At 62.0% G+C, this 24,178-nt stretch carries 15 protein-coding genes; 10 read left to right on the top strand and 5 right to left on the bottom strand.

Features of this window, described 5'->3' with window-relative positions; genetic code table 11:
* The first annotated feature begins 58 nt into the window (after positions 1-58).
* From HAP41_RS20080 to HAP41_RS20060, 5 genes are all read left to right on the top strand, one after another.
* Positions 59-1,282, top strand: a complete 1,224-nt coding sequence (locus tag HAP41_RS20080) for a glycosyltransferase (protein WP_224580797.1) — start codon at positions 59-61, stop codon at positions 1,280-1,282.
* Positions 1,279-2,535 (top strand): O-antigen ligase family protein, encoded by a 1,257-nt coding sequence (locus HAP41_RS20075; RefSeq protein WP_166097416.1) that lies wholly within the window; start codon positions 1,279-1,281, stop codon positions 2,533-2,535. The genes HAP41_RS20080 and HAP41_RS20075 overlap by 4 nt, the downstream gene beginning before the upstream one ends.
* 3 nt (positions 2,536-2,538) lie before the next feature.
* The gene (gene asnB, locus HAP41_RS20070) at positions 2,539-4,527 is read left to right on the top strand and encodes an asparagine synthase (glutamine-hydrolyzing) (protein WP_166097419.1); all 1,989 of its coding nucleotides are present in this window, start codon (positions 2,539-2,541) and stop codon (positions 4,525-4,527) included.
* 10 nt (positions 4,528-4,537) lie between these two features.
* Complete coding sequence (locus tag HAP41_RS20065) at positions 4,538-6,415, top strand: GumC domain-containing protein (RefSeq protein ID WP_166097422.1); 1,878 nt, start codon at positions 4,538-4,540, stop codon at positions 6,413-6,415.
* 138 nt (positions 6,416-6,553) lie between these two features.
* On the top strand, positions 6,554-9,286 hold the full coding sequence (locus HAP41_RS20060; RefSeq protein ID WP_166097424.1) for a non-ribosomal peptide synthetase: 2,733 nt from the start codon (positions 6,554-6,556) through the stop codon (positions 9,284-9,286).
* A 131-nt stretch (positions 9,287-9,417) separates the two neighbouring features.
* Here the strand turns inward: HAP41_RS20060 and HAP41_RS20055 are convergent, their stop codons facing one another.
* Positions 9,418-9,954, bottom strand: a complete 537-nt coding sequence (locus HAP41_RS20055; protein WP_166097427.1) for a DsrE family protein — start codon at positions 9,952-9,954, stop codon at positions 9,418-9,420.
* A 215-nt stretch (positions 9,955-10,169) separates the two neighbouring features.
* On the opposite strand from HAP41_RS20055, the gene HAP41_RS20050 reads away from it, so the two are divergent.
* From HAP41_RS20050 to HAP41_RS20035, 4 genes are all read left to right on the top strand, one after another.
* A complete protein-coding gene (locus HAP41_RS20050) occupies positions 10,170-12,593 on the top strand; it encodes a hypothetical protein (RefSeq protein ID WP_166097429.1) in 2,424 nt (807 codons plus the stop codon).
* Between the two features lie 47 nt (positions 12,594-12,640).
* Complete coding sequence (locus tag HAP41_RS20045; protein WP_166097432.1) at positions 12,641-13,663, top strand: TAXI family TRAP transporter solute-binding subunit; 1,023 nt, start codon at positions 12,641-12,643, stop codon at positions 13,661-13,663.
* A 119-nt stretch (positions 13,664-13,782) separates the two neighbouring features.
* Positions 13,783-14,280 (top strand): hypothetical protein, encoded by a 498-nt coding sequence (locus tag HAP41_RS20040; protein WP_166097434.1) that lies wholly within the window; start codon positions 13,783-13,785, stop codon positions 14,278-14,280.
* 61 nt (positions 14,281-14,341) lie between these two features.
* Positions 14,342-15,028, top strand: coding sequence for a N5-glutamine methyltransferase family protein (locus HAP41_RS20035; protein ID WP_166097437.1), 687 nt, complete (start codon positions 14,342-14,344; stop codon positions 15,026-15,028).
* A gap of 102 nt (positions 15,029-15,130) precedes the next feature.
* Here HAP41_RS20035 and HAP41_RS20030 read toward each other — a convergent pair whose 3' ends face one another.
* The 3 genes from HAP41_RS20030 to HAP41_RS20020 all read right to left on the bottom strand — a co-directional run bounded on the left by HAP41_RS20030 (position 15,131) and on the right by HAP41_RS20020 (position 20,088).
* Complete coding sequence (locus tag HAP41_RS20030) at positions 15,131-16,669, bottom strand: HlyD family type I secretion periplasmic adaptor subunit (protein WP_224580798.1); 1,539 nt, start codon at positions 16,667-16,669, stop codon at positions 15,131-15,133.
* Complete coding sequence (locus HAP41_RS20025; RefSeq protein WP_166097440.1) at positions 16,669-18,510, bottom strand: type I secretion system permease/ATPase; 1,842 nt, start codon at positions 18,508-18,510, stop codon at positions 16,669-16,671. Before HAP41_RS20025 ends, HAP41_RS20030 begins: the two co-directional genes overlap by 1 nt.
* A 207-nt stretch (positions 18,511-18,717) precedes the next feature.
* The gene (locus tag HAP41_RS20020; RefSeq protein ID WP_175618100.1) at positions 18,718-20,088 is read right to left on the bottom strand and encodes a RodZ family helix-turn-helix domain-containing protein; all 1,371 of its coding nucleotides are present in this window, start codon (positions 20,086-20,088) and stop codon (positions 18,718-18,720) included.
* Positions 20,089-21,119: 1,031 nt separating this feature from the next.
* Here HAP41_RS20020 and HAP41_RS20015 point away from each other — a divergent pair.
* Entirely contained in the window at positions 21,120-21,671 is a 552-nt protein-coding gene (locus tag HAP41_RS20015; protein WP_063984337.1) for a hypothetical protein, read from the top strand.
* A gap of 205 nt (positions 21,672-21,876) precedes the next feature.
* On the opposite strand, the gene HAP41_RS20010 is transcribed toward HAP41_RS20015, so the two are convergent.
* Complete coding sequence (locus HAP41_RS20010) at positions 21,877-24,147, bottom strand: MHYT domain-containing protein (RefSeq protein WP_166097444.1); 2,271 nt, start codon at positions 24,145-24,147, stop codon at positions 21,877-21,879.
* Positions 24,148-24,178: the final 31 nt, after the last annotated feature.

Raw genomic sequence — 24,178 nt, 5'->3', positions numbered from 1 at the left:
ACCTGATCCTGTCAAACTTTCGCCGGGAAAACCGGGGGTCTCCGCAAAGACTAACATCTTGGCGGAATTGCTCAAAGGGCTGGAAGGAACCAACATGGCGCTGCACTTGCTTTGCGTAGGAGGCGAGGATCACGCTTTGCGTATCCCGTTCCTGGCGGCTCTGCAGAACCGCGGCCTGCGCGTGAGCGCGGCCGGCACTGGTGCAGCATCTGCATTCGCGAAGACCGGAATCCCGTATCATCAATATCAGTTCGACAGATTTGGCGTCGGCTTTGCCGATCGCGCGGCCATGGGTCAACTGGCGCGGCTCGTGAAGAGCGCTCGGCCCGACGTGATCCAGACGTTTGATACCAAGCCCAACCTGTTTGCGCCGCTGGCGCTTCGTGGCTCCGTACCGGTTGTGCGCACGATCAACGGAATGGGATGGGTATTCTCATCGACAGAACTGAGAGCCTTGGCCTTCCGCCCCGTCTATCTGGCGATGCAACGCCTGGCTGCTTGCTGGACCGCGGCGACGGTTTTCCAGAACAAGGCCGACAGCAGCTTCTTTCAACGACACCGCCTGCTTGGAAAGAGCTCATCTGTCATCATCGGAAGCTCGGGGATCGACGTCGGCGCGTTCGAAGCGGCGCAAGCGCGAACGACCTCGCCTGCCGAGCTGCGCGCCGAACTCGGGCTCGGCGATGCCGAGATCGTTCTGACAGTAAGCCGATTAACCGTACAAAAAGGAATCACAACGCTCCTCGAAGCGGCCAAGCTCGTGCATGAAGTCCGCCCGAACGTCCGCTTTCTGCTCGTCGGTCCGCGCGAAAGCGAGGGTCCATTCGCCGTAGGTCAGGAGCTGATCGAGGCGCACGCACCATATGTGATTGCGACCGGCGCCAGATCGGATATTCCCGCGCTTCTGGGTATCGCCGACCTCTTTGCCTTTCCGACCGAATATCGTGAAGGCATTCCCCGTGTTCTTTTGGAAGCCGGATTGGCTGGCGTGCCAATCGTCGCCTCCCGCATGCCGGGGTGCGATGACGTTGTCCGCGAGGACTGGAACGGCAAACTTGTAGCGCCGCGCGACCCGCGCGCGCTCGCCGCCTCAATTCTCGACCTTCTTCAGGATTCCGCGCGTGCCAAGACGATGGGTCAACGCTCGATCAACGTGGTGCGCAAGGAGTTCGACCTCAACGTCGTCGCCGATCGCTATGCCGAGCTTTACACGCAGCTGCTTTCCCGCAGCTATTCCAGTGGCTGGCGGGCTGCGGCGCACAGCAGCAGTGAAATACAATGATCGGCAGTGCCCTTCTTGCGCTTGGCCTCGTGCTTGGGACAGCCTCGCAGCTGCGTCTTCCCAGCTTCCCCCTGGGCATCGGGGAGGCCTGCCTCGTCCTCTGGCTCGGTCTCGCATCCCTGCATCTCTTGGTGGGTTCAAGAATTTACAACCCCCAAGCTCTGCTCTGGCTCGTTGTATTCTGGGGCTGCTTTGTCTTGATTCAGAGTTTCGGGGGCTTCCTTGCATTGCTACGCCCGGAGATCGTCGACCCAGAGCTCGTCGTGCACGACATCTTCGCATATCTCCTCGTGGCGGCCCTCACGTGCCTGGTGGCTGCAACGTTGAGACCCGAGGATACCCTACGCCAATCGCTATGGTTCCTGATCGGATTCTGGATCGTCGCCGTGGCGGTGCAACTTGCATTGGGCTGGGGCTACCTCAGCATCTCGTCGGTCGATCCATGGTATTGGGACCGGTTCCGCGGTTGGTCGGAGAATCCAAACCAGCTCGCAATCTACTGTGCGGTTTTGACACCACTCTCGCTTCATATGGCTCTGACGGCCAAGCGGTTTGGCCGGATCGTCGCAGTGTTTAGCTGCATCGTAACATTCGTCGTCGGCCGGCTGACGAAGAGCGATACCTTTCTTATCTCGATGTCGCTGTCGATACCGCTGCTCATTGCGCTGCGCTTGCGAAGCTGGCTGACATCCCCCGAACATCGATGGAGTTTGCGTTTCGCAGCTGCAGCGATCGTCGTTGTCGCCATAATTCCCCTTTCGCTCTCACTGCTCCCCTACGGGATGGCAACGGCGAATGATGTCGAGGGGCTGGCCGCCGGCATGATGAAGGATCGTGGCGGTGAGGCAACGAAGGCAACCGCCAATCTGCGGCTAAGTCTTTGGCAAGACGCCTTGCATGCCGGACTGGAGTCCGGGTCGCTTGGCCTTGGGCCCGGGCCGCATCTGGAGAAGCCAAGCGGAATCACGGACAAGGGCGTAGCACTCCCGGTGGAAGCTCACAGCACCCTCCTGGACGTGTTCACCCAAGGTGGACTGCCTGGCGTGATCGCCATTGTCAGCCTGCTTGTCGGCACGTTTGCGCTCCTGCTTCGCGCACGGCTCGACGCCTTGGCTGTCCTGATCTTTGCACTCGCCGTCTTCAGCATCAGCCATTTCATTCTGCGGCACCCGACCGTGTGGTTTGCCGTCACGCTGGGCCTCATCCTGGGCTCGGATCGGCGCTCATTGGCGCAAGCGCGAGTTGGAAGTTAAGCAATGTGTGGAATTACAGGAATACTTCAGACGCCGCATGCTTCTCGATCCGCCGACCTGGCGGCGATCGGGCCGATGACGGCTCGCCTGCGCCACCGCGGTCCTGATGCGGACGGGTTCTGGAGCGATCGTGACGCCGGCGTTGCGTTCGGGCATCGCAGGCTGTCCATCATCGATCTCTCCGATGCGGGCCGGCAGCCAATGCTTTCGAGCGACGGCCGCTTCGTCATTACGTTCAACGGCGAGATCTACAACTACAAGCCATTGCGGCAAGAGCTCGAGGGCGCAGGCAAGCGCTTCACCGGCAATAGTGATACGGAGGTCTTGCTGGCCCTGATCGAGAAATGGGGCCTGGAGAAGGCTCTCCAGCGCTGCAATGGTATGTTCGCAATCGGCCTGTGGGATCGCCGGAACCGCTCGCTGCACCTGGCCCGCGATCGAATGGGGAAAAAGCCGCTCTACGTCGCGCGGACGTCAAATGCGGTCGTGTTCGCGTCGGAGTTGAAGGCCATCGCGGCATTCCCCGACTTTCACCAGGAGATCGACCCGGGCGCGGTTGCGGAGTTTCTATCGCGCGGATGGTTGCCGGAAGACCAGTGCATATGGCGAGGCGTCTTCAAGATTCCACCCGGGGGCGCCCTATCGATCCGTGCCGAGGACCTCTTGGTCTGCCGGGATGCCGCAGCTCTACAAGAACGCGCGCGCTCCTGGTGGTCGTTGGCCGATGTCGCGCACACGGGCCGCGCAGCGCTCGCCACTGCAGATGACCAGCAACTCGTCTCCCAGGCTTGCGATCTGCTCAAGGCCGCGGTCGCCGACCGAATGGTTGCCGACGTTCCGGTCGGGCTGTTCCTGTCGGGCGGAATAGACAGTTCGACCGTCGTGGCCCTGATGCAGGCCCAATCGGCGCGCCCGGTACGGACCTTCACGATTGGATTCGGTGAGCGCGCCTTTGATGAAACGGCTAATGCTGCGGCCGTGGCGCAGCACCTCGGCACCAGCCATACCGAGCTACGTCTCACCTCCGCGGACGCCAGAGCGGTCATCCCCGAACTTCCAACCATCTGGGACGAGCCGTTTGCCGATGAATCGCAGATCCCGACACTGCTTCTATCTCGACTTGCACGGCAGGACGTCACCGTTGCGCTTTCGGGCGACGGGGGTGACGAGTGTTTCGGAGGGTATTCCAGGCACGTACTTTCCGCCCGCTTAGCGCCTCTGCTGAACTCCAACCGATCGATCCGGACCATGGCCGCGGGCGGTGTGGCGCTGCTCGGGCGCGGCATGCGCGAAAGCGTCGTCGAAACACTTCGTCTTCCAGGTTGGTTGCAGCGGATGACGCACGGCGACCGGATCAACCGCCTGGCAGACCTTATTGGCAGCAACGACGTCGGCGAGATGTACCGTCGGTCGACGCGGCTCTCCGAACTGCAGTTGACGCGAACCCAGGCAGGCTCGGAGCCGGACTCGATCCCGCCGCTCAACGATCTGCTGTCTGATTTTATCGTTCGGGATATGCTTGGATATCTCCCGAGCGATATTCTCGTGAAGCTTGATCGCGCGAGCATGGCCACGAGCCTGGAGGCTCGCTGCCCGCTTCTGGATCATCGCGTTGTCGAATTCAGCTGGGCGCTGCCGAATTCGGCGAAGGTGCGTCATGGCCAGGGAAAATGGCTCCTGCGCCAGGTCCTTGGCCGTTACCTGCCGCGCCACCTCTTCGAGCGACCGAAACAGGGCTTTGACGTGCCGATCGGCTCCTGGCTGAAGGGACCGCTTCGTTCGTGGGCGTCGGACCTCCTTTCGGAGTCGCGCCTTCGCAACAAGCATCTTCTGGACGTTTCCCGCGTGCAGGAGTGCTGGCTTCAACATCTTAGCGGTCGCCGCGATTTCTCACGACCGCTGTGGGCTGTCTTGATGCTGCAGTCCTGGCTCGACTCAGCAGTTACCTCCGGGCCTTCGCGAACAGCAGGCGTGATGGAACCGGCGCAATAAGGAGCAGGCGATGGAAGCGTTCACAAATAAACGGATTCTGCCGGTGACTGTCCTGACCCAGGGCCGGTCAAAGGGCGACGAGTCACCTCCCGATGACGCCATCGCGGCATTCAAGCATGTCTTCGAGAGCATCAGGCGATACAAGCTCTTCATCGTCAAAATGATCGGCGCGGGCGCGCTGCTCGCGGTGCTCGGTAGTGTTTTCATGTCGCCCACCTATCTCGCAACGGCACAGCTTGTCGTGAGCGCTCGAAGCGGAGCGGCCGACAATGCCGGTGCATCCGGAAATTCCTCGCCGACTGGCGGTTCGGACGACCCGACGATCGATACGCACGTAACGGTCATGTCATCCGATGCGTATCTGCGGCGGCTCCTGCCGGCACTGAGGATGCTCGACAACCCGGCCAACGAGAACGGTTCGGTGCTCCGCACTGCCTTGTCAAAGATAAAGGGGTTCCTCTCCTTCCGGAAAGACCCGAGCGACGGCGCGGCGGTGGCAGCATTGAAAGGGCGCCTGAAGGTCAGCCAGGAGCGCCGGTCCAGAGTTATCAGCGTAATTGCCAGCGACCCCAATCCACAACGGGCCGCAGACGTCGCAAACCTGGTCACCCGATCCTACGCTGACGAGCTTGTCCGGCAAAAGCGGGCTGTGGAGCTCCAGGCTCTGGACGCCATCGCAGCACAATCGGCGAATGTTCAGCGCGAACTTTCGACGGCGAAGGCGGAATGGGACGCCAGTCACTCAGGTCAGATCTCGTCATCACCGGCAGCCGCACAGGCCGCCGCCGCGTTGGAGTGGAAAATAACCACGCTGGCGCAGCAATATGAAACACTGATACGAAAGCGGCAGGATCTCACCACGAAGGGCGTGGTCGCCGAGCCAGACGTGACCGTCATCGCGGACGCCTCACCACCCGACTTTCCGAGCTCGTTGAACCCGTTCCTCCTTGTTCCACCGATCACGATTATCTTCGCGCTCCTGGCATGTCTCGTCGCGATCATCCTGAAGCACTTCGATCGAAGTCTGCACACCGAGGCGGAAGCTGCAGAGGCATTGGACATCCCGTGCGTCGGGTTGATCCCCTCGATCCCGCCGGAGCTGAGCATCTCGCCGCAGCGCTTCGTAGAGCAATCGGCTGTCTCGCATAACAGGGCCGTTCGCTCGACCGTCGTATCCCTCATGGCCGCCGATCCGGTCTCGCCACAGACGCCGCATGTCATCCTGGTGACATCCAGCTTGCACGGTGAAGGCAAGAGCGCGATCGCCTGGAGTTTCGGCTTTTGTGCGGCGCAACTCGGACAGCGCGTTCTGTTCCTGGATTTCTCTCAATTGCCCCGGCGCGTCGGCGGTGAGGCTGCAGATCTGTTCAAGCTGTTGGCGCACGACGGAGCGGCCGCCAAGGCCGTCCAGCACATCCCGGAGCTCGGACTCGACTACATATCGTCAAGATTGTCCGAGGGCAGTCGCCTGGGGCCGTTGGCCGGTCCGAAAGTCGCCTCGCTGTTCGAGCACTTCAGAAACACCTACGATCTCGTCGTCATCAACGCACCATCGCTGGATGATGCGCCGGAAGTGCGCCTCCTCGCCTCCTGGGCGGATCACGTTCTGCTTGCCGTCCGCGCCGGAAGCACGAGCCGCGACGTCGTGCGAAGCACTTTGACCCGGTTTGCCGGGACGTCGGATCTCGATTCTCGTATCAAGCTCTGGTGTGTCCTGACGCACGGAGTACCGTCCGAGCTCGCGCCCTCGGATCTGGAGCCGTCATCAACATCGACTTTGATGCATTACTATCGCCGCTTCAAAACAACGGCGGTACGGTGGACAAGCATCGAACCTGCAATCAATGTTTCCGACCACGCTGCATCTGGCCTGAGACCACGGCAATGATCCCCAGGCGGCCTGGGTTAATCACCCGGGTCTTTCGATATGGCAGCCAGCCGATCGACCAGACGGTGGCTGCGAAACCGGCATCCTTCGTTTGAAGTATGCGTGCCCAGGCCTGATTAAGTACGTTGGGACAGCAAAATGACGGGTACGGTGATGCGGCTTCAGATATCTGGCGATCCGTCGGGTGATCCATGCGACACCCTTGACGCGCACCTGCCCTCGACCGTTCAGCAAGCTCCAGCGACGCTGAGCTGGCTGAGCCCCGTGGGGGTGCCTCTCGATCTGAACGGTCCGGTCGATCGATCATTCGATCCCCTGGAAGCCGGCTTTGCCTGCGTCCCCGCCATCGAACACCTGATTGCGGTGACGGCGAAGTTCGCCGACAGGGTCGCAATCAGCGACGGCAATCACAGCTTCACGTACGCGCAGCTGTTGTCCCGCGTCTTGACCTTGGCCCAGGCGATCAGCGCGCTGATCCCGGAGCAGGAAGCCGTCGGGTGGATTTTGCGCAGCTCGGCCTGGCAGCCGATCGCTATGCTGGCATGCATGGCAGCCGGACGCGTCCTCGTCCCACTCAATCCCCGCGATCCAGTTCAGCGGCTCACGGCTATCGCCGCGGCCGCCCGGATTTCCGTGCTGATCGGGCAAGACGGCGACAGCTCCGCCGGGTGGATCCAACAGCACGGCCTGCGCTGGCTCGACGTCGCCGGCGCCAGCGAACCTTCCGCAGCAACTTCAACACTCCCCAAGGTTTCGGTCGATGCGCCTGCCGTAGTGCTCTATACCTCCGGCAGCACCGGAGCTCCGAAAGGGGTCGTCAACAGCCAACGCAACCTGCTCCAGCGCGTCCAGCAATATGTGGACGCCTGCCACATAGGTGCGGCAGACGTCGTCATGCCTCTGAGCGGCCCTACCACGATCGCCGGTTGCCGGGAGATGCTGTCGGCTTTGTTGACGGGGGCAAAACTGCACATCGTCGACGTCGAGGCGCTCGGATTGCGCGGCGTTCTTCGCCAGATCACCACGCAACAGGTGACGATTACATACGTTGTACCAGCCCTGGTGCGTGCACTGATCAACGCAAGCCGCCCAGGCGATCTCGACTCGCTTCGCATGATCCGCATCGGCGGGGAGAAGGTCCTGTGGACCGATATCGCGCTCGTTCGGCGAGCGATACCACCGGGTTGCTTCATCCAGGTCAGCTATCTGTCGACGGAAACCACCGGCACCCAGTGGTTTCTTCCCAAGCAATGGCGGGAGGACGGCGTCAGCGTTCCTGTTGGCTACCTGCTTCCCGGCATATCGTACGCCGTGGTCGACGAAAGTGGGAAGCCCGCACAGCAGGGTGAAGTCGGCGAACTGGTGATCAAGAGCAGGTACGTCATGCTCGGATACTGGGAAGACGGGCGGCTTTCTCCGGCATCGCCCTCCCCGGATGCCCCAAAGTCTCGCATCTATCAGACCGGCGACCTCGTCACCGTGGATACGCACGGACTGATGCGGATCGTTGGACGGAAGGGACGCCAGCTCAAGATCAATGGCCAGCGTGTCGAGCCGGCCGAGCTCGAGAGTGCGTTGCGCAAGCTCACCTATGTGAAGGACGCTGTCGCCGTCGTGACGGACGCGAACGAGTTGGTCCTGTTTGCATCGCCGGCCGATCCACAAAAAGCGCACTTCCGGACCGACGTTCGCAACAGCATCCGGCAGGCTGTTCCTGCGGCTTTGCATCCGACCAGGCTGCACGAGATACCGGAGATGCCGCGCCTTCCAGGAGGTAAGATCGATCACGCCAAGCTGAAGCTGCTCGATCTCGAAAGCAAAACGACCTCGCCCGCGCCTGTGCCGACGATGCAAGGAATGGCTGAGGCCAACAGGATCGTGCAGCAGGTGTGGAGCAGCATCCTCGGCGTGCCGGAAGCTGCCGGACGCTGGGATGAGGCCGGCGGTGATTCCCTGAAGCTCCTGCGCTGCGTCATGGATATCGAAGACCTCATCGGCCGCGAAGTCAGCATGGAAGCGTTCACGGTCGATATGAGCGCTGAAGACATGATCCGGGCTATCGCGACGGTGGAGCCACCGGTGCGGCAGCGTCTAAACGACGAGATTCTCCCAGGTCTTGTCATTCTGCCCGGCTCCATGGGCTATGGCCCGAGCATGGCCGCATTTGGCGCTCAGCTCGGCAAGGTGGCGCGGGTGATTCCGATTCGCTATCCAGATCTGAGCTGGAGCCTCGCGGGACGCGATTCCGTGCAGGAGATGGCCGCGATGGCCGTCGAACAGATCAATGCAGCCCAACCACGCGGCGACATCCGAATGATCGGCTATTCCCTGGGCGGCGGCGTCGCCTTCGAAGTCGCAAGCCGGTTGATCGAACAAGGTCGTGCCGTCAAATTCCTGGGCATCCTCGACACCAATGTCGGCCCTCGCAGAGCAAATCACCGAGAAGCCCTCTCTCGCACGCTACAGCGGATTCGATCCCATCGAGTGACGATCTACCGCATGTTCTGTCGTTCGGTGGCGAAGTTCGCCGCTCGCTTGGGCCAGGAGGCTCGATTCTGCAGGCTCATCGACACCATTACATGGCCTCGCCTGGCAAACACGCGCTTCATGCTCAAGCTCGAGCTCGAGGAGATTCTCCGGATGCGCGCGTTCGGACGCTGGGTCGAGGATGCCAAGCCTCGTCTAGCCATCAAGGGAACTGTCTTTGCCTGCCATCGGCCTGGCGTGACGCCGCGCCTCGGATGGGACTCCCTGTTTGAAGAACTGGACGTGATTCCGATCGCCGGCGGACATCTTGATCTGGTGGTCGAGCCCCACCTCTCGATCAATCGCCCCGTCATCGAGCGCGCGATCGGGGCGTCCTGCTCCTGATCCACAACACAATGCTTTTTGGGGGGCCGGTCCTGCCCACCACAGGACAGCACGAAGATATCACGCGGGTTCGGCTCAAACCTGGCTCGAACCCGCCGTCTCGCGCTTGGGGATGCCGCGTAGTACGATCATCAGGGCCGCAGGTAGCTCCAGCCTTGCTCCTGAAGCTCCATCAGGCGAACAACCCCGGATTTGGTGACCTTCGCTTGCGTGATGAGAGGCACTTCTTTGCCCTCATTCTTGGTCATGTTCTCTCGTGTATTTCCGCAGGCCGAGAACGTAAGCTCGGGCGTTGTTTCGGTCATCATTTTGATGCGCCCCTTCACGGGCGAGGTATCGTCTCGCAGCATGTGCAGTCCTGGCCCGTATGCGACGACTTCGACCTCGACCTTTTGGCTGAGGTCGCCGTAGTGCTGAACGACGTTGCTGACGTTGTTGAGAGCGAGATTCATGACGGCCGGATCGTTGACGTCGACATGGATGACAAGTCGATGCGGCGGCTGCTTCCGAGGTGTCGCAACACCCATCTTGGCATTTGCGTTCCTGGCGGTAGTGCCGGGATTCTTGGTGGAGAGGGTGGATTGCGCAGAACCGCGGGTTTCGATGCCGCTAATGAGAACCAGTCCGACAGCCGCCACGCCGGCAAAAATGGCAAATGATCTGCTCATGGCTGGGTGCTTCCTGCGTGTGTGATGAAGCGTGCACGTCGCAAGCTATTTAAGCGCAACCGTGGGGGCAAGCAGCTTTGGCCAAAGCCCCGCCCGATCTACTTAATTCCCATTGTCGGCGCACTACTCCGTTTTGGCTACCGCAACTGCGACATCGACATCGCGTCGATGAAAGCGCCGTCATAAACGACATGCCATGATCGCTACCAAGCATCATGATCCCTACCAAGCTACCAAGCATCATGGTCCCTACCAAGCAGTTGGGCGTCGCAATGGGGGTACACGGATTCGACTTGTCGAAAGGAACAGCCGTCGCGCTGAGCAAAGCTACGCGCCGGCCCAGGCACCGGCAATTTGCGTTCCGCGAACTCGGATTGTTCGACATCGCTGACGGCTCGCGCGCATGCGACAGAGCCGGCCGGCTCATGGTGGTTCTGATCACCTGCTTTCTGCCGGTTCTGACTGGAACTGCCGATGCCAAATCCCAGGACGACGGCGACCGGGGTGCCTCCTACATCACACCGGCGATGCTCGATCTGTGCAGATGTACGCGCGGACCAGAGCAGATCGACGGGATTAAACAAAGGCTGAAGCTCGTCCAACGCGCGGACGAGGCGCGACCCGCCGCGACACAGCCCGCTGGAAGCAGGCCCGCCGCGACCGGACCGCGCGGAGCGAGGACCGCGACCGAGCAGCCCCGCGCGGCTGCCGATGCCCCTGCGCAGGACATGACGTCTACGCCGCCCCCGGTCTCAAATGCGGCTCAAGCAGCTTCCGAGACGGAGCGGCTCAACCAGAACCTGTTGCTGGATCAGGAGCGGCAACGAGCGAACAAGCTTGCGCGCGAATTGGCTGCGGCTCGAGTGGAGCTCGACGCGGCGCGGCAGACCCAGACGCACACTGTCCGCGCCATGGAGATTGGTATTCAGCAAACGCAGGCGCTCGAACAGGAGCGGGAAAAGACCGATCATCTGTCACGTGAGATCTCCTTCCTGAAGGCGGAGCTCGACGTCGCAAGGGTTGCGGCTTCAAAGGCTATGCAGGCGCCCGAACCCGAACCGAAGCAGGAGCGTCCAGTCGACCGACGGAATGGGGCCAAACGCTTTGCCCTCCAGCTTGCCTCGCTTCGCTCGGAGCTTGAGGCTTCGCGCAGCGCAGCATCCGAAGCCACGAAGTCTGCCGCGGCGGAGGCCGCACAAAGGCAGGCTCTCGAGCGCGAACTAAAGCAGGAGCAGGACAAGACAGAAGCCCTGATCAGCCAACTCGGCCCCCTTCGGATCGCGGCCTCCGAGACCGCGAAGGTCGGCGCTGCAGATGTCGATCAACAGTTGACGCTGACGCGCGAGCTCGAGAAGCAGCGGGGCAGAGCTGAGAGCGCGGACCGTCAGCTGCAGTCCCTTCAGGCTGAACTCCGTGCAGCGCAAACCGCGAGCTCTGAGTTGGGTGCGGCCCGAGCTGCAGACGCCGAGCAAAAACTGGCACTGAAACGAGAGGTCGAGAAGCAGCGGGACAGAGCTGAGAACGCGGACCGCCAGCTGCAGCCCCTTCAGGCTGAACTTCGCGCAGCGAAAACCGCGAGCTCTGAGTTGGCTGCGGCCCGAGCTGCAGACGCCGAGCAAAAACTGGCACTGAAACGAGAGGTCGAGAAGCAGCGAGACAGAGCTGAGAACGCGGACCGCCAGCTGCAGCCCCTTCAGGCTGAACTCCGCACAGCGAAAACCGCGAGCTCCGAGTTGGCTGCGGCCCGAGCTGCAGACGCCGAGCAAAAACTGGCACTGAAACGAGAGGTCGAGAAGCAGCGCGACCGAGCTGAAAGCGCGGACCGCCAGCTGCAGCCCCTTCAGGCTGAACTCCGTACAGCGCAAACCGCGAGCTCCGAGTTGGCTGCGGCCCGAGCTGCAGACGCCGAGCAAAAACTGGCACTGAAACGCGAGGTCGAACAGCAGCGCGGTCGCGCGGACGCTCTCGCGCGCGAGGCGGCGTCGCTGAAGGATCAACGCGACCTGGCGCGGGCTGAAACGTCGGAGGCTGCACGAGCTGCCGAGGCCGCCGCAAAGGCCGCACCCAAGCGCGAAAAGGAGCAACCGGGCAGCGGCACGGCAACGCTCCCGACGTCCGCATCCGTCCGGGATCATCTGGCCGCATGGAATGCTTCCACAGTTGTAGCGGCGCCCTCGCGTGAGCCCGCCGGCCGCGCACCGAGCCAGACCAGCCTCCAGCCCGCTGCTTCGCCTCCGCCCGCACCGTCAGCCTCCGCGCCGATGCCACCGAGCGCGCAGATCACAAAGGGGACCGCCCTGCCCGGCGCCGACTCGAAGGCCAAGGCTTCGGTGGAGCGACAGGTCGCCGCGAGCGGAGTACCGCGCCCGCTTGCGAACGAGGAGCGACTGCTCGCGCGCGCCCGCGCATTGTTGCGGCAGTCCGACATCAACGGTGCCCGCGGCTTGCTGGAATACGTGCTTGGACATGGCAGCGCGCAAGCAGCCTTTATGCTAGCCGAAACTTACGATCCTCACGTACTGCAATCTTGGGACGCTCGCGGCGTCGCCGGCGATTCCGCGAAGGCGCGCGAGCTGTATGAACGAGCCCAGGCCGGCGGCATTCGAGATGCAGAAGGACGGATCAAGGGGCTCAAATAGCGGCTGGAGCGAGCCCCGGAAGCCAGACCAGAGAATGGAGAGGCCCCATGTCATTGAGTAAGCTCGCGTTCACGGTCGCATTGGCACTGGTCGGCCTGCAGCTTGCTGCCAATGCCCAATCTCGCTCGCCGCGCGACCCGCCGGCGCCGACCGCGCCACGGAATGCCGATACGACCGCAAAGGAACGTATCAATGCATGGACGGTGGGACTCGCCGGAGGACTTATCGAGGGCGCACCGCTTCGGCTCGCCGCAGAGATCGCACGCGTCGCCAACGAGGAGGACAAGCTTCACGTCATTCCCATCGTGACGACCGGTGCGACCGAGAACGTCAATTCGCTGCTCTATCTCAAGGGCGTTGATGCCGCGATCATCAACATGGATGCCCTTGACGAGTACAAGGCGCAGGTTCCGTCGATCGAAAAGCGCATCGTCTATGTTCTCAACCTCTTCCCGGCCGAGCTGCACGTCTTCGTGCGTCCCGAGATCAAGTCGCTCGACGACCTCAAGGGAAAGAAGGTCAATTTCAACACCCAGGGTACGGCAGCCGCATATTCTGGTCCGCTGATCTTCAGCCGGCTGGGACTGAACGTCGAAAAGATGTTCATTCCCCACCAGGTCGCATTGCAGCAGATGAAGAGCGGCGAAATCGCAGCGGTCGTCTTCATCACATCAAAGCCGGTCGACGCCTTCTTGAAAGGACGCTGGGATGATGGCTTCAAGTTCCTGCCGATCGAATACGACCCCAGATTTGAAGACTATTATCTTCCGTCGTCCCTCGATTCAAAGGACTATCCAAACCTCGTGCCGGCGGGCAAGCGGATCGCGACCATTGCCGTCCCGACGATTCTTGCCGCCTACAACTGGCAGCCGCAGACCGATCGCTATCGGCGCATGGTGCGCTTTGTTGACCACCTGTTCGGACGGCTCGACCGGCTGCAATCCGCTGGCTTCGATACAAAATGGAAGGACGTGAATCTCCGCGCCAGCGTCCCCACTCTTGCCCGGTTTGGTCCGGCGCAGGAATGGCTCGATCGCTCGCCCAGCGCGACAGTCGGACTATCGCGATGAAGCGAACCGGTACCCTTGCGGCCGTCTTTCTCGTGGGTACCGGTCATCTAAGCTGCGCGCAAGCCGGCGACACGCCAGATCGTTCGAGGGCATGTGCGCAGTTTCAGGGAATGGAGCACATGACATGCGTCGACGAGCAGATTGGGGAAGCACCTGAGCAGTCCTTCCAAGCTCCGCCGCCAAGTCCGAACTGGATCTTGAGTGAAACGACATCACCGGTGGACCACAAGCCGCAGATCGCCGCCCGGACCACCGCACGAGCCGGCGCGAAGGATGGGCCCTCGTCGCTCGCCATTCATTGTCGCGCCAATCGGACCGAGGTGTTGCTTTCCGCGGCGAGTTCCTGGACCAAAACTCCAGGCACCGACGTGAGGGTCGTATTCCAGATCAATGATCAACCGCCTGTCGATCAGCGCTGGAGGGTTGTTGATGGCGGACGAAGTCTCGCCTTTCCGGGCGACGCCGCCCGCTTCATGAGCTCCATGCCAGGGGTGGGCCGGCTTCTGACCAAAGTGTATGCTGGAACGGCTGCGCCCTACGAGGAAACATTTGAACTGACGGGTCTGGACGCCGTTCGCCGGCGATTTGCAAAGGTCTGCACCTGGCCGCCCAGCTGAATAGCCGCAAGTCGGACTGCACGGCTGACAGGGAAGACGTCACGCGAGAGGTGTGAATGCGATGAGCGAGACGCTCAATGTAACCGAGGCTTACGAGCGAGGACGTACCCAATTCATGGGAATCGAACTGCAGGTTGCTCCCGGCGCGCTAGTGCCCCGGCCGGAGACGGAGTTGCTTGGCAGGACCGCGGTTGAAGCACTGCGCCGAGCACACCTCCCCTCGCCGCGGATCGTCGACATGTGCTGCGGCGCCGGCAATCTTGCATGTGCGATCGCGCTCAATATTCCCGACGCTCGCGTCTGGGCGAGCGATCTGACTGACGGATGTGTCGAGCTCGCGCGACGCAATGCCGCGAGCCAGGGCGCCGAGACCCGCATCACCGTGCTCCAGGGCGATCTGTTCGAAGCTCTCGCAGGCCTGCAACTCGAGCAAACCATCGATATGATCGTCTGCAACCCACCCTATATCTCGGAATCCCGGCTCAAAGGCGATCGCGCCTCTCTACTCATGAACGAGCCGCGCGAGGCATTCGCCGCCGGGCCCTACGGACTGAGCATCCATATGCGCGTTACAAAAGACGCACCTCGCTACTTGCGGCCGGGAGGACTCCTGTTGTTCGAGGTGGGCCGCGACCAGGATCGACAGGTGGCAACCCTGCTCGAACGCAACGATGCTTACGAGAATGTCAGCGTGGTCTTGGACGACGCGGGCGCAGGTCGCGTCGTCATGGCGTACGCGAAGAGATAGCCGGGTTCGAGCACTTCCTCCACAATGATCGTTGGCATTGCAGCGTAGCACCCTGAACCCAGCGGCCCTCGCACGGGCCGGCCAGCGACAGCCTACACGTTCTCAGCTCTCCCGCATCCCGCGCCGGATCGCGTCCGTGATCGGCTGGGTCAGATAAGCAAGAATTGTGCGTTCTCCGGTTGCGATCAGGACGTCGGCCATCATGCCCGGCTTGAGCTTCTCGCGGACTTTGTCGGGGAATTGCGTCACCTGGACCGAGACTTTCACCTCGTAATAGGGCTGATGGGTGACATCGTCGCGCGTGGCGTCGGCCGAGATCGAAAGAACCTCGCCGACAGCGATCGGGGTGGAGCGCGCCTTGAACGAGGGAAGCCGCACCTCCGTCGGAAGGCCGAGCTGGACGTGGTTGATATCAAGCGCCGACACCCTTGCGGCCACCACGAGAACATCGTTGTCCGGCACGATCTCCATCAGCACGTCGCCCGCCTTGATCACGGCACCGATCGTGTGAACCTTGAGGTTCACGAGCCGCCCCGATCGCGGTGCGCGCACTTCCATCCGGGCCAGGACATCGACCGCGACGCGCAGCTTCTCTCGCGCATCGGCAAGCTGGGCGCGCGTATCGGCGAGCTTGCCGGTCGCTTCCTCCAGCACCTTCTGCCCGACCTGATCGATCTGGAGCCGCGACTCGTCGATGATGCGGCCATAGCGAGCGATATCCGCTTCAAATGCGCCGATCTTGCCCTCGAGTTCGGCTCTGGAGCGCTCCAGCGTGGCGACGCGTGCGAACGCAACGATGCCCTGATCAACGAGCGGCTTGAGCTTGGTGTATTCCTGACTGACACTGTCGAACTGCGCGCGCGCCCCCTTGTTTTGCGCGGTATTCCCCTGGATCTGCCGCTGCGCCTGCGCGATACGTTCCTCGAGGATCGAGATCTCGATCTTTCGCGCAGCGCGACGTTCATCGAAGCGCCGCTTCTGGTCGCCCATTGCGCGTATCGCGTTCGGATCGGACGTCTTCTGGAGCAGCTCGGTCGGAAACGTGATGCTGTCCTTGCCTTCGGCTTCCGCCTGCAGGCGCGCCTCCTCGGCAACCGCCGAGTACACCGCCGAGCGAGCGATCTCTTCCTTGGCCCGCTCCTGGGTCGGATCGAGCCGCAACAGGACCTGACCTTCCGCGACATGAGAATCGCCTGTGACCAACAGGTTCTGGACGATGCCACCCTCGAGATGCTGCACCACCTTACGGTCGCTCTCGACAACGACGGAGCCGGGGGCCACCACGGCACCGTCGATCGATGCGAGGGCGGTCCAGCCGCCAAATACGCCGAAGGTCAGGAAGACGACCAGGAAGCCTCGCCGCGCGGGGGTCTGCCAATCGCCCGACGGATCCTCATCGTTGCCCATTGCCCCCCGGGGCCACAAGGTCGGCAGTTTCGCCTTGGCAAGATCGACCAGCTTGGCAAGATCTACCAGCTTGGCAAGATCGACCAGCGACCTTGTCATGGTCTCCGTCTTCGCAAGGAGTTTGCTCGGAGGTAGCGGCTCCTGCGCCACTTTATCTGCTTTGTTGAACTGCTTCAAAAGCTCCGCCAGTTCGTCGTGAAGAGCGTCCGGTCCCCGCCGCAATAGATTATCCATTATTGCCTCGTCGCGTGCGCCTGACGCACTTGATTTGAAAGCTGTGCCGGACGGTGAGCGCCATCGGTTCGATGGTTGCCGTCAGCATGGTGATGACGATCGGCGCGATGATGTTCGGCGGGCTCGCGCACGTCGCGCCGCATCGGCGCAACCGTCTTGCCGAGCAGTGCAGGCAGCATTTCATCGCGTGTGCCGATTTGCCCGAGCCGTCCCTCGTGCATGAACACGATCTTGTCGACCGCGGCGAGCAGGTTCGGGCGGTGATTGATGATGATGATCGTCACCTTGCTCTGCCTCAGTCGCTGGATCGCATCGGCCAGGGCGCGATCGCCGTCGCCGTCGAGATTTGCATTCGGCTCGTCGAGCACCACCAGCACCGGCTTGCCGAACAGTGCGCGCGCGAGCCCGATGCGCTGCCGCTGACCGCCCGAAAGACCTGCGCCGTTATCCCCGATCACGGTGTCATAGCCCTTGGGAAGACGCTGGATCATCATGTGCGCCGACGCCAGCTGCGCTGCCTCGACGACCGCCTCGTCGGAGGCGTCGTCGCGGAAACGTGCAATGTTGTCACGCACGGTACCGGCGAACAGTTCGACGTCCTGCGGAAGGTAGCCGAGGTTCTGTCCAAGGAAATTGGGATCGAAATGCCTGACGTCGTTGCCGTCGATGCGCACGCAGCCGTGCACCAGCGGCCAGGCGCCGACCAGGGCCCGCGCCAACGACGATTTTCCGGAGCCGGACTGGCCGACCACGGCGACGACTTCGCCAGGAGCCAGCCGGAACGAGACGTCGGCGATGGCCGGCAGTTGCGATCCGGGGACGAGTACCGTCGCCGCCTCGACGGAGATTTCGCCGACCAGGGCCGGCAGCCGTGTCGGCTGTCGCTCAGTCGCGCGGTTCGCAAGCGCGCGATCCAGCCGGGCATATGATGTGCGCGCGGCAACCAGCGCCTTCCATTGCGACACTGCCGCCTCGACGGGCGCGAGCGCGCGCCCCATGATCAGCGAAGCGGCGAACAGAACGCCACCCGAAATCTCTTGCTGGATCGCGAGATAAGCGCCCACTCCCATGATGGCCACCTGAATTGCCATGCGCAGGAATTTGGAGATGGCGAGCAAGGTCCCGCCCCGTTCTCCGGCCGTCGCGCTTTCCAGCAACGCCTGACCATGAGTTACAGCCCAGGCGGCGCGGATCGCGGGTCCCATTCCAAGCGCGCGGATCGCTTCTGCGTTGCGCAGCGAGGACGTCAACCGGTCCAGTGCGTGAAGGTTCTTCGATGCGGCTGCATTCAACGGCGCCTTCGTGACACGCTCGTTGAGGAAGGCGAGCGTCAGGATGATGATCGCGCCGATCAGGGCGACCAGGCCGATCAGCGGATGAAGCAGGAAACACATCGCGAGGAAGATCGGCGTCCACGGCACGTCCATCAGCGACGTGATGACGCCGCCCGACAGCACCTCACGCAAGGTGTCGACATCGCGCAGCAGCTGAACATGATGCGAGCTGCTCGTGCTCAGCGCCTGTCCGAGCGCGGTCTCGAACGTCTCGCCCGAGACGAACCGATCGAAGCGCAATCCAGTCTGCACGAGAACCCGGCTGCGAAAATGCTCGAGCGTCGCGTAGCTGATGAAGAGAACGAGCGCGATGAGCGAGAGCAGCAGCAGCGTCATCCCGTTTCGGCTCGTGAGCACCCGATCGTAGATCTGCATGGTGTAGATCGGCGACACGAACACCAGCAGATTGATGAAGATGGATAGTCCACCCGCCGCGAGCAGGCCGGGACGTATCCGACGGAAGACATCCGCGAGCGCAGACTGTTTTTCCGAAGCGTGCATGTGCATATCCGGGCCGCCCTTCGCCGGGCGACGGTAAACGGTTGAAAAATTGCATGCGATCGAGCGTCAAGACGCCCGCATTTCAACATTCCGCCGTGCGCGGAATGGTGCCCCGCCTCTCGACCGCCCCGGTGATCGCGAGGAACTCCCCAGAGTGGACATGCGCGCAGCGCACCGCGCGCATGTCCTTGTCGATGTAGACGACCTACGAGCTTACGAGTGCCACCCGTGATGATCGTTGTTGTGGTGAGACATCCAATCAGCCAGATGCGCTACGAACGAGCCTGTGTCCGGCGTATCCGTCTGCCCAGAATCGGCATCCGCAGTCGTGTTCGACGTCGCAGTGTGACCCCGCCACCAGGAATGATCTCCGGATGCGGACGACGTGCTGGCATTATTGAGCCACTGCGAGAAATCGAGCCCACCACCGTTGTGGTTGTGCCCGCCACCGCCGTTGCCCGCCTGCCAGGACGAACCGCCCGACCAGCCGCCGCCGTGGTGATGACCACCCCAGCCGCCAGTATCCGTCGAACCGCCGGTTGACGGATCAGTCGTTCCGTCCGAGCCCGACACGGGAGGGGTGCCTCCGGTGCTACCGCCAGCATCGGCAACCGGCGGCGTGGAGCCGTCCGTGCCGGTGCTACCACCACCGTCCGCAACCGGCGGCGTGTTGCCGCCCGTGCCGGTGCTACCACCAGCGTTGTCAACCGGCGGCGTGCTGCCGTCCGTGCCGGTGCTACCGCCAGCGTCCACCGGCGGCGGCGTGTCGGTCACCGGATCGGTAACGGGATCGGTAACAGGCGGAGCGGTCGCGCCCCCCGTGCCATGGCTCGTATTGTGCGCAAGGAACACCTGCTGCAGTGCCGGCAAATTCTCGAGCGCAGTGTCGCCATTCTGCGATCCCCACGCGTAAGCATAGTCAAAGGCCGGATTGGGAACGAGGTCCGCCCAATGATCGATCATTGCCTGCTCTTGCGCGGCAGTCGGCACAGCGACCTTGCTGCCGGTTTCGGTGGACCAGCCGCCGCCGCCGAACGCCTGATAAACCGGAACGATGGAGTCGAGCGGGATTCCGGCTTGCTCAGCGGCAGAGACGTACTTGTCGATCGTGCTGAGGTCGACGTTCGGACGGTCCGTCCACACCGGATACCAATCGAGACCGAAGTAGTCGATGTGGGTGTTCGCCTGGTTGTAGCTGTTCATGTAGTTCGGATCGTCCGATGATCCAGTGTTCATCAGGACGGTGAACGTCTTGGCCCCGGGATCGTGCTGATGAATCCAGTCGGATTCAGCCTTCAGATCCGCGGGGTCGGCTTGCGGTCCCCACTGACCGGTCAGATCAGGCTCATCCACAAGGTAGAAGCCGAACACTTTCGGATTGTTGAGGAACGGCGTCACCTGGTCGATAAAGTCCTGAGTCACGCCGTGGTACTGATCGAGCCAGACCAGACCCTGCACACCGTCGGGCAGTGCATTCACCTGGTCGACATACTGGACATCTGCGAGATTAAAGCCAGCTTCAGCTGGTGCGAAGTTACCTTGCGAGTCCAGACCCCCGCCCGCAGCGTAGTGTAATGTTGCCAATGATATTCCCCTGTCAGTGTTGAAAGCCCCCAGTGACCTGTAGGTCTGAGCGCCCGACAACCGATCGTGCGTCCCACCGAGGTGAACGTATGTTTACGTTTGAGGCAGGAATCTCCGTTCCATTGGGCGTAACCAAGGGATTATTGTGCTGAAAGTTTGCACAACAACGCGCCAACGCTGATCGCCGGATCTGCGGGAAAACTTGTTTTGAAAGACGATTCAACGATATGCGGCCAATCGAGGCCGAGAAGATCAATGTTGAATCTGGCACAACGCCGACGAAATTGTTCAATGCCGGTAGCAGGCCGCAAACCGGATTGATGTCCGTGGATTACCTCCGATGACGGATGTTCTCATCGAAGCGTTTCCGTTGTTCAGTAAAGGGCGTGGCGCAAATAGAGAGAAAATCCAAGCGGATCAGCGCTCCTGTGAGCCGGTATTTTAGCACCAAAGGCGAGCTCGTTTGCGGGGGCAATTGCGAATCGCGGAAGTATTAGGCGCTGGGTTGCCTTGCCGCTCTTTAGCACCGTGGCTGGAGAGCTCTTTTTGATAGCGCACGCGAAGCGAATTTGTCGCACCCGTTCGCTGTGCCGCGCGCTGGCGATTTTTCGAGTGGAATCAGCTCATTTGCTGCCGAGGACGTCATGTCAGGGTCGGCCCAAACGAACGTCAAGTTTCCGCCGGGTTCACGAATTCAGGTAAAGCCGGCAGCCGGTCCTCGCTTATCTGGAAAGACCGGGACCGTGGTTGGGGCTGGATACTATCCGAAGAGCCTCCGCGTCATTCTGGACGGATCGAAGGGACCAATTACTCTTCACGTGGACTACGTGGCCATGATCGACACGTGAAGCGGGCGCAGCGTTCACGGCCCCACTTGCGGCAGAAGGCGCTCTTCAACGACGCGTTTTGAGTTACTCCAGAAGTATAGCCGGCCCCTGATCCCGCATTGGGCCGCTCTTTTGACCCATTTCAGCCAATCTTTGTTAGTTGCTCGTTGCTGGGGGCAGGATCCATCAATCCCGGAGCCTGCGATGTTCAAGCAAGTTATTTCTGCGTGCTGCCTCGTTGTGATCACCTCGCTCAATTCCGATGCACGACCCTATCGCATGCAGCACGCCTCTGAATGCAACGTCACCATGCCATGCGACTTCTCGAACTACGCGCAAATCCCGAACCAGCGAAGAGAGGTGCGAGACTCATTGCAGATACACCGAACCAAACAACTCTCCGTCGTCGCCAATACAAATATTGCGGCGTCTGATAGTCCCGTCAGCACTCGGATCGTTGGCGGCCGCCCCGCGGGCTGCCCCTCCTCATTCTGCGGTTGTGCCGCAGCCCTGCGCCTGTTTGGTCGCATCGTTCCGGAATTGAATCTCGCGGCAAACTGGCTGAGATTTCCGCGTACGTCGCCAGCACCAGGAATGGTCGCGGCAAGACGCGGGCACGTTTTCGTCCTCGAGCAGCACATCGGGGGCGACGTCTGGATGGCGTACGACGGCAACTCAGGTGGACGCGCAACGAGAATACACGCGCGTTCTTTGAGGGGGTACACGGTTGTGAATCCGCGCGCGACGCTGACTTGAATTTAGCCCTTTATCGAATCGGCAACACGGTTGCCAAGCACCGGCATGCTTTCGCCGGGACAGCGGCAATCTCTCGTCGCTGAGGCGCCGTTATTCTCTCCGGTCGAAACACGATCTAATGGCTCAACGCAATCATATTGGTTGGTCGGGGAGCTGGAGGCAAATGTGCTGGCGGCACCGATCGGCGGCCGTCAGCCCGACACCGTCAGGCGACGACAGATCTCGCGCGCTCCCGCTCTCGCATCGCTCCCTGGATAGCCTTCTCAAGGGCAGCCTGATCGAACGGCTTCGACAGGCGGTGCAGATTGGAACGCGCGTCAATGGGAAGCTCCGCATACCCGGTGCTCAGGAGGATGACCGTACCGGGACGCTCCACGACCACGGCTTCAGCAAGCTGCAGGCCGGTCATGACCGGCATCGCATAGTCGGTGACGACCAGTTCGATGGTCTGCGTGCGGCGGAGGAGATCCAATGCCTCTTCGCCCGAGCGTGCCTCGACCACTGCATGCCCGAGATCCTCCAGCATTGCCGCCGTATTCTCCAGCACGAGAGGGTCGTCGTCGACCAGAAGCACGGAAAGCCGGTGGTCGGCCCGAAGCATGGGTGCCGGGGACTCCGCTCGCGGCGCTGGCACCGCGGCCTCCTCCTCAGCCACCGGCAGCCAGATCTCGGCCGTCGTGCCCACTCCAAGGCGGCTCTTCAGGACGAGCCTGCCGCCGGACTGCTCGGCGAGGCCGTGAACCATCGATAGTCCGAGCCCGGTGCCTTTGCCGATACCCTTCGTCGTAAAGAATGGCTCCTGAGCGCGCTTGAGCGTTTCCTCGTCCATGCCGCAGCCCGTGTCGCTCACCGAGAGCGCCACGTAGCGGGGAGCGCCAGCTTCGTGCTGCTCGTCTCTGGCGGAGATGGTTATCAGGCCACCGGCCGGCATCGCATCACGCGCGTTTACCGCGAGATTGAGGATGGCTAGTTCGAGCTGGTTGGCGTCAATCTTTACGTTGGGCAGATCCAGCGGAAAGAGTGTGTCGATACGGACGCCTGCCTCGAATTTCAGCAGTGACGCCATGCCCCGCACCAGTGCGGCGATATCGACGACAGCCGGCTTGAGATCCTGTTTGCGAGCGAAGGCAAGCAAGCGCTGGGTTAGCAGAGCGCCCCGCTGCGCGCCTTGCATCGCGTTGTCCACGAGACGCTGTATCTTCGGATCGTCTGTTTGCAGGCGTTTTTTCAGGAGCTCGAGGCTGCCGAGAACAGCGGCGAGCAGGTTGTTAAAATCGTGGGCCACGCCGCCGGTAAGCTGACCGATGGTCTCCATTTTCTGCGACAGCGTCAGCGCTTCGCGTGCCCGATCCAGCGCTTCCTGTGCCCGCCTCCTCTCGCTGATGTCGCGCACGATCTTGGCAAACCCGGTGATCAAGCCGCTTTCGTTCCGTACCGCGACCAGGGTTGCCTCTGCCCAGAAACGGCTGCCGTCCCGGCGCACGCGCCAGGCTTCCACTGCTGACTTGCCGTACCGCTCCGCCTCAAGGAGAGCACGTGCTGGCGCCCCGGACGCGCGGTCTTCGTCGGTATGAAGGATCGCGTAGCTGGTCCCTACGATGTCGTCGCCATATCCCATCAACCGGCGCGCCCCGAGATTCCAGTTTCCCACGGCCCCATTCGGCTCGATCATGAACATGGCGTGATCGGCGATGCCCTCCACCAGGAGCCGAAAGCGTTCTTCACTTCGCCTCAGCGCGCTGGCCTCGCGTTGGGCGCGCTCCGCCGAGGCCCGATCATAGACGGCAGCGGCAATCCCAATGCTCAGGATCAAGATGGTGGCGCCGGCGAGCAGAAATGCCAGCGGCGCCCGACCCACGAAATGTCCAGCGTGTCCCGCCATGGTGTTCGCAGGCTCGAACGAGGCACCTTCCATAGCCGCGTAATGCATGCCGGAGATCGCGAGACCCATGACAAGTCCTGCAAACAGCCGCTGCGTCGCATTTGTCTTGCGAAAGGCAAGCCAGAGCGCCACGACCGAAGCGCACATCGCGATCACGACCGAGAGCACGACCCACCGAGGATCGTACGCGACGGATGCCGCCATTCTCATCGCGCCCATGCCCGTATAGTGCATGCCGGATATGGCGAGCCCCATCGCCAGGCCGGACACCAGGAGCGCCTGCGGGCGTCTTCCGACCACGGCAAAGGCCGCGGCCGCGACAACAATGGGGACGACAAGCGATAGAAAGGTGAGGAATGGATCGTAGGAGATCTCGACCCCCGGCAGCCTGAAAGCCAGCATGCCGACAAAATGCATGGACCAAATGCCGCCCCCCATAGCGGTGGCCGCGGCTGCAAGCCAAGCCGGACGAGCCCGCCCAGACGCGGCACGCATCCGGGTCGCGAGGTCGAGCGCTGTGTAGGAGGCGAGCGCGGCGATCAGGATCGACAGCGCCACAAGTACGGGATCGTGAGAGGCCGTATGGTGATTCATTTCCACCAGATGGTAATGGAAATCCGGGGCA

It is taken from the genome of Bradyrhizobium barranii subsp. apii, from assembly GCF_011516635.5.
GTDB lineage: Bacteria > Pseudomonadota > Alphaproteobacteria > Rhizobiales > Xanthobacteraceae > Bradyrhizobium > Bradyrhizobium barranii.
The sequence above is the reverse complement of the archived record's forward strand: the minus strand, read 5'-3'. Positions and strand labels throughout refer to the sequence as shown.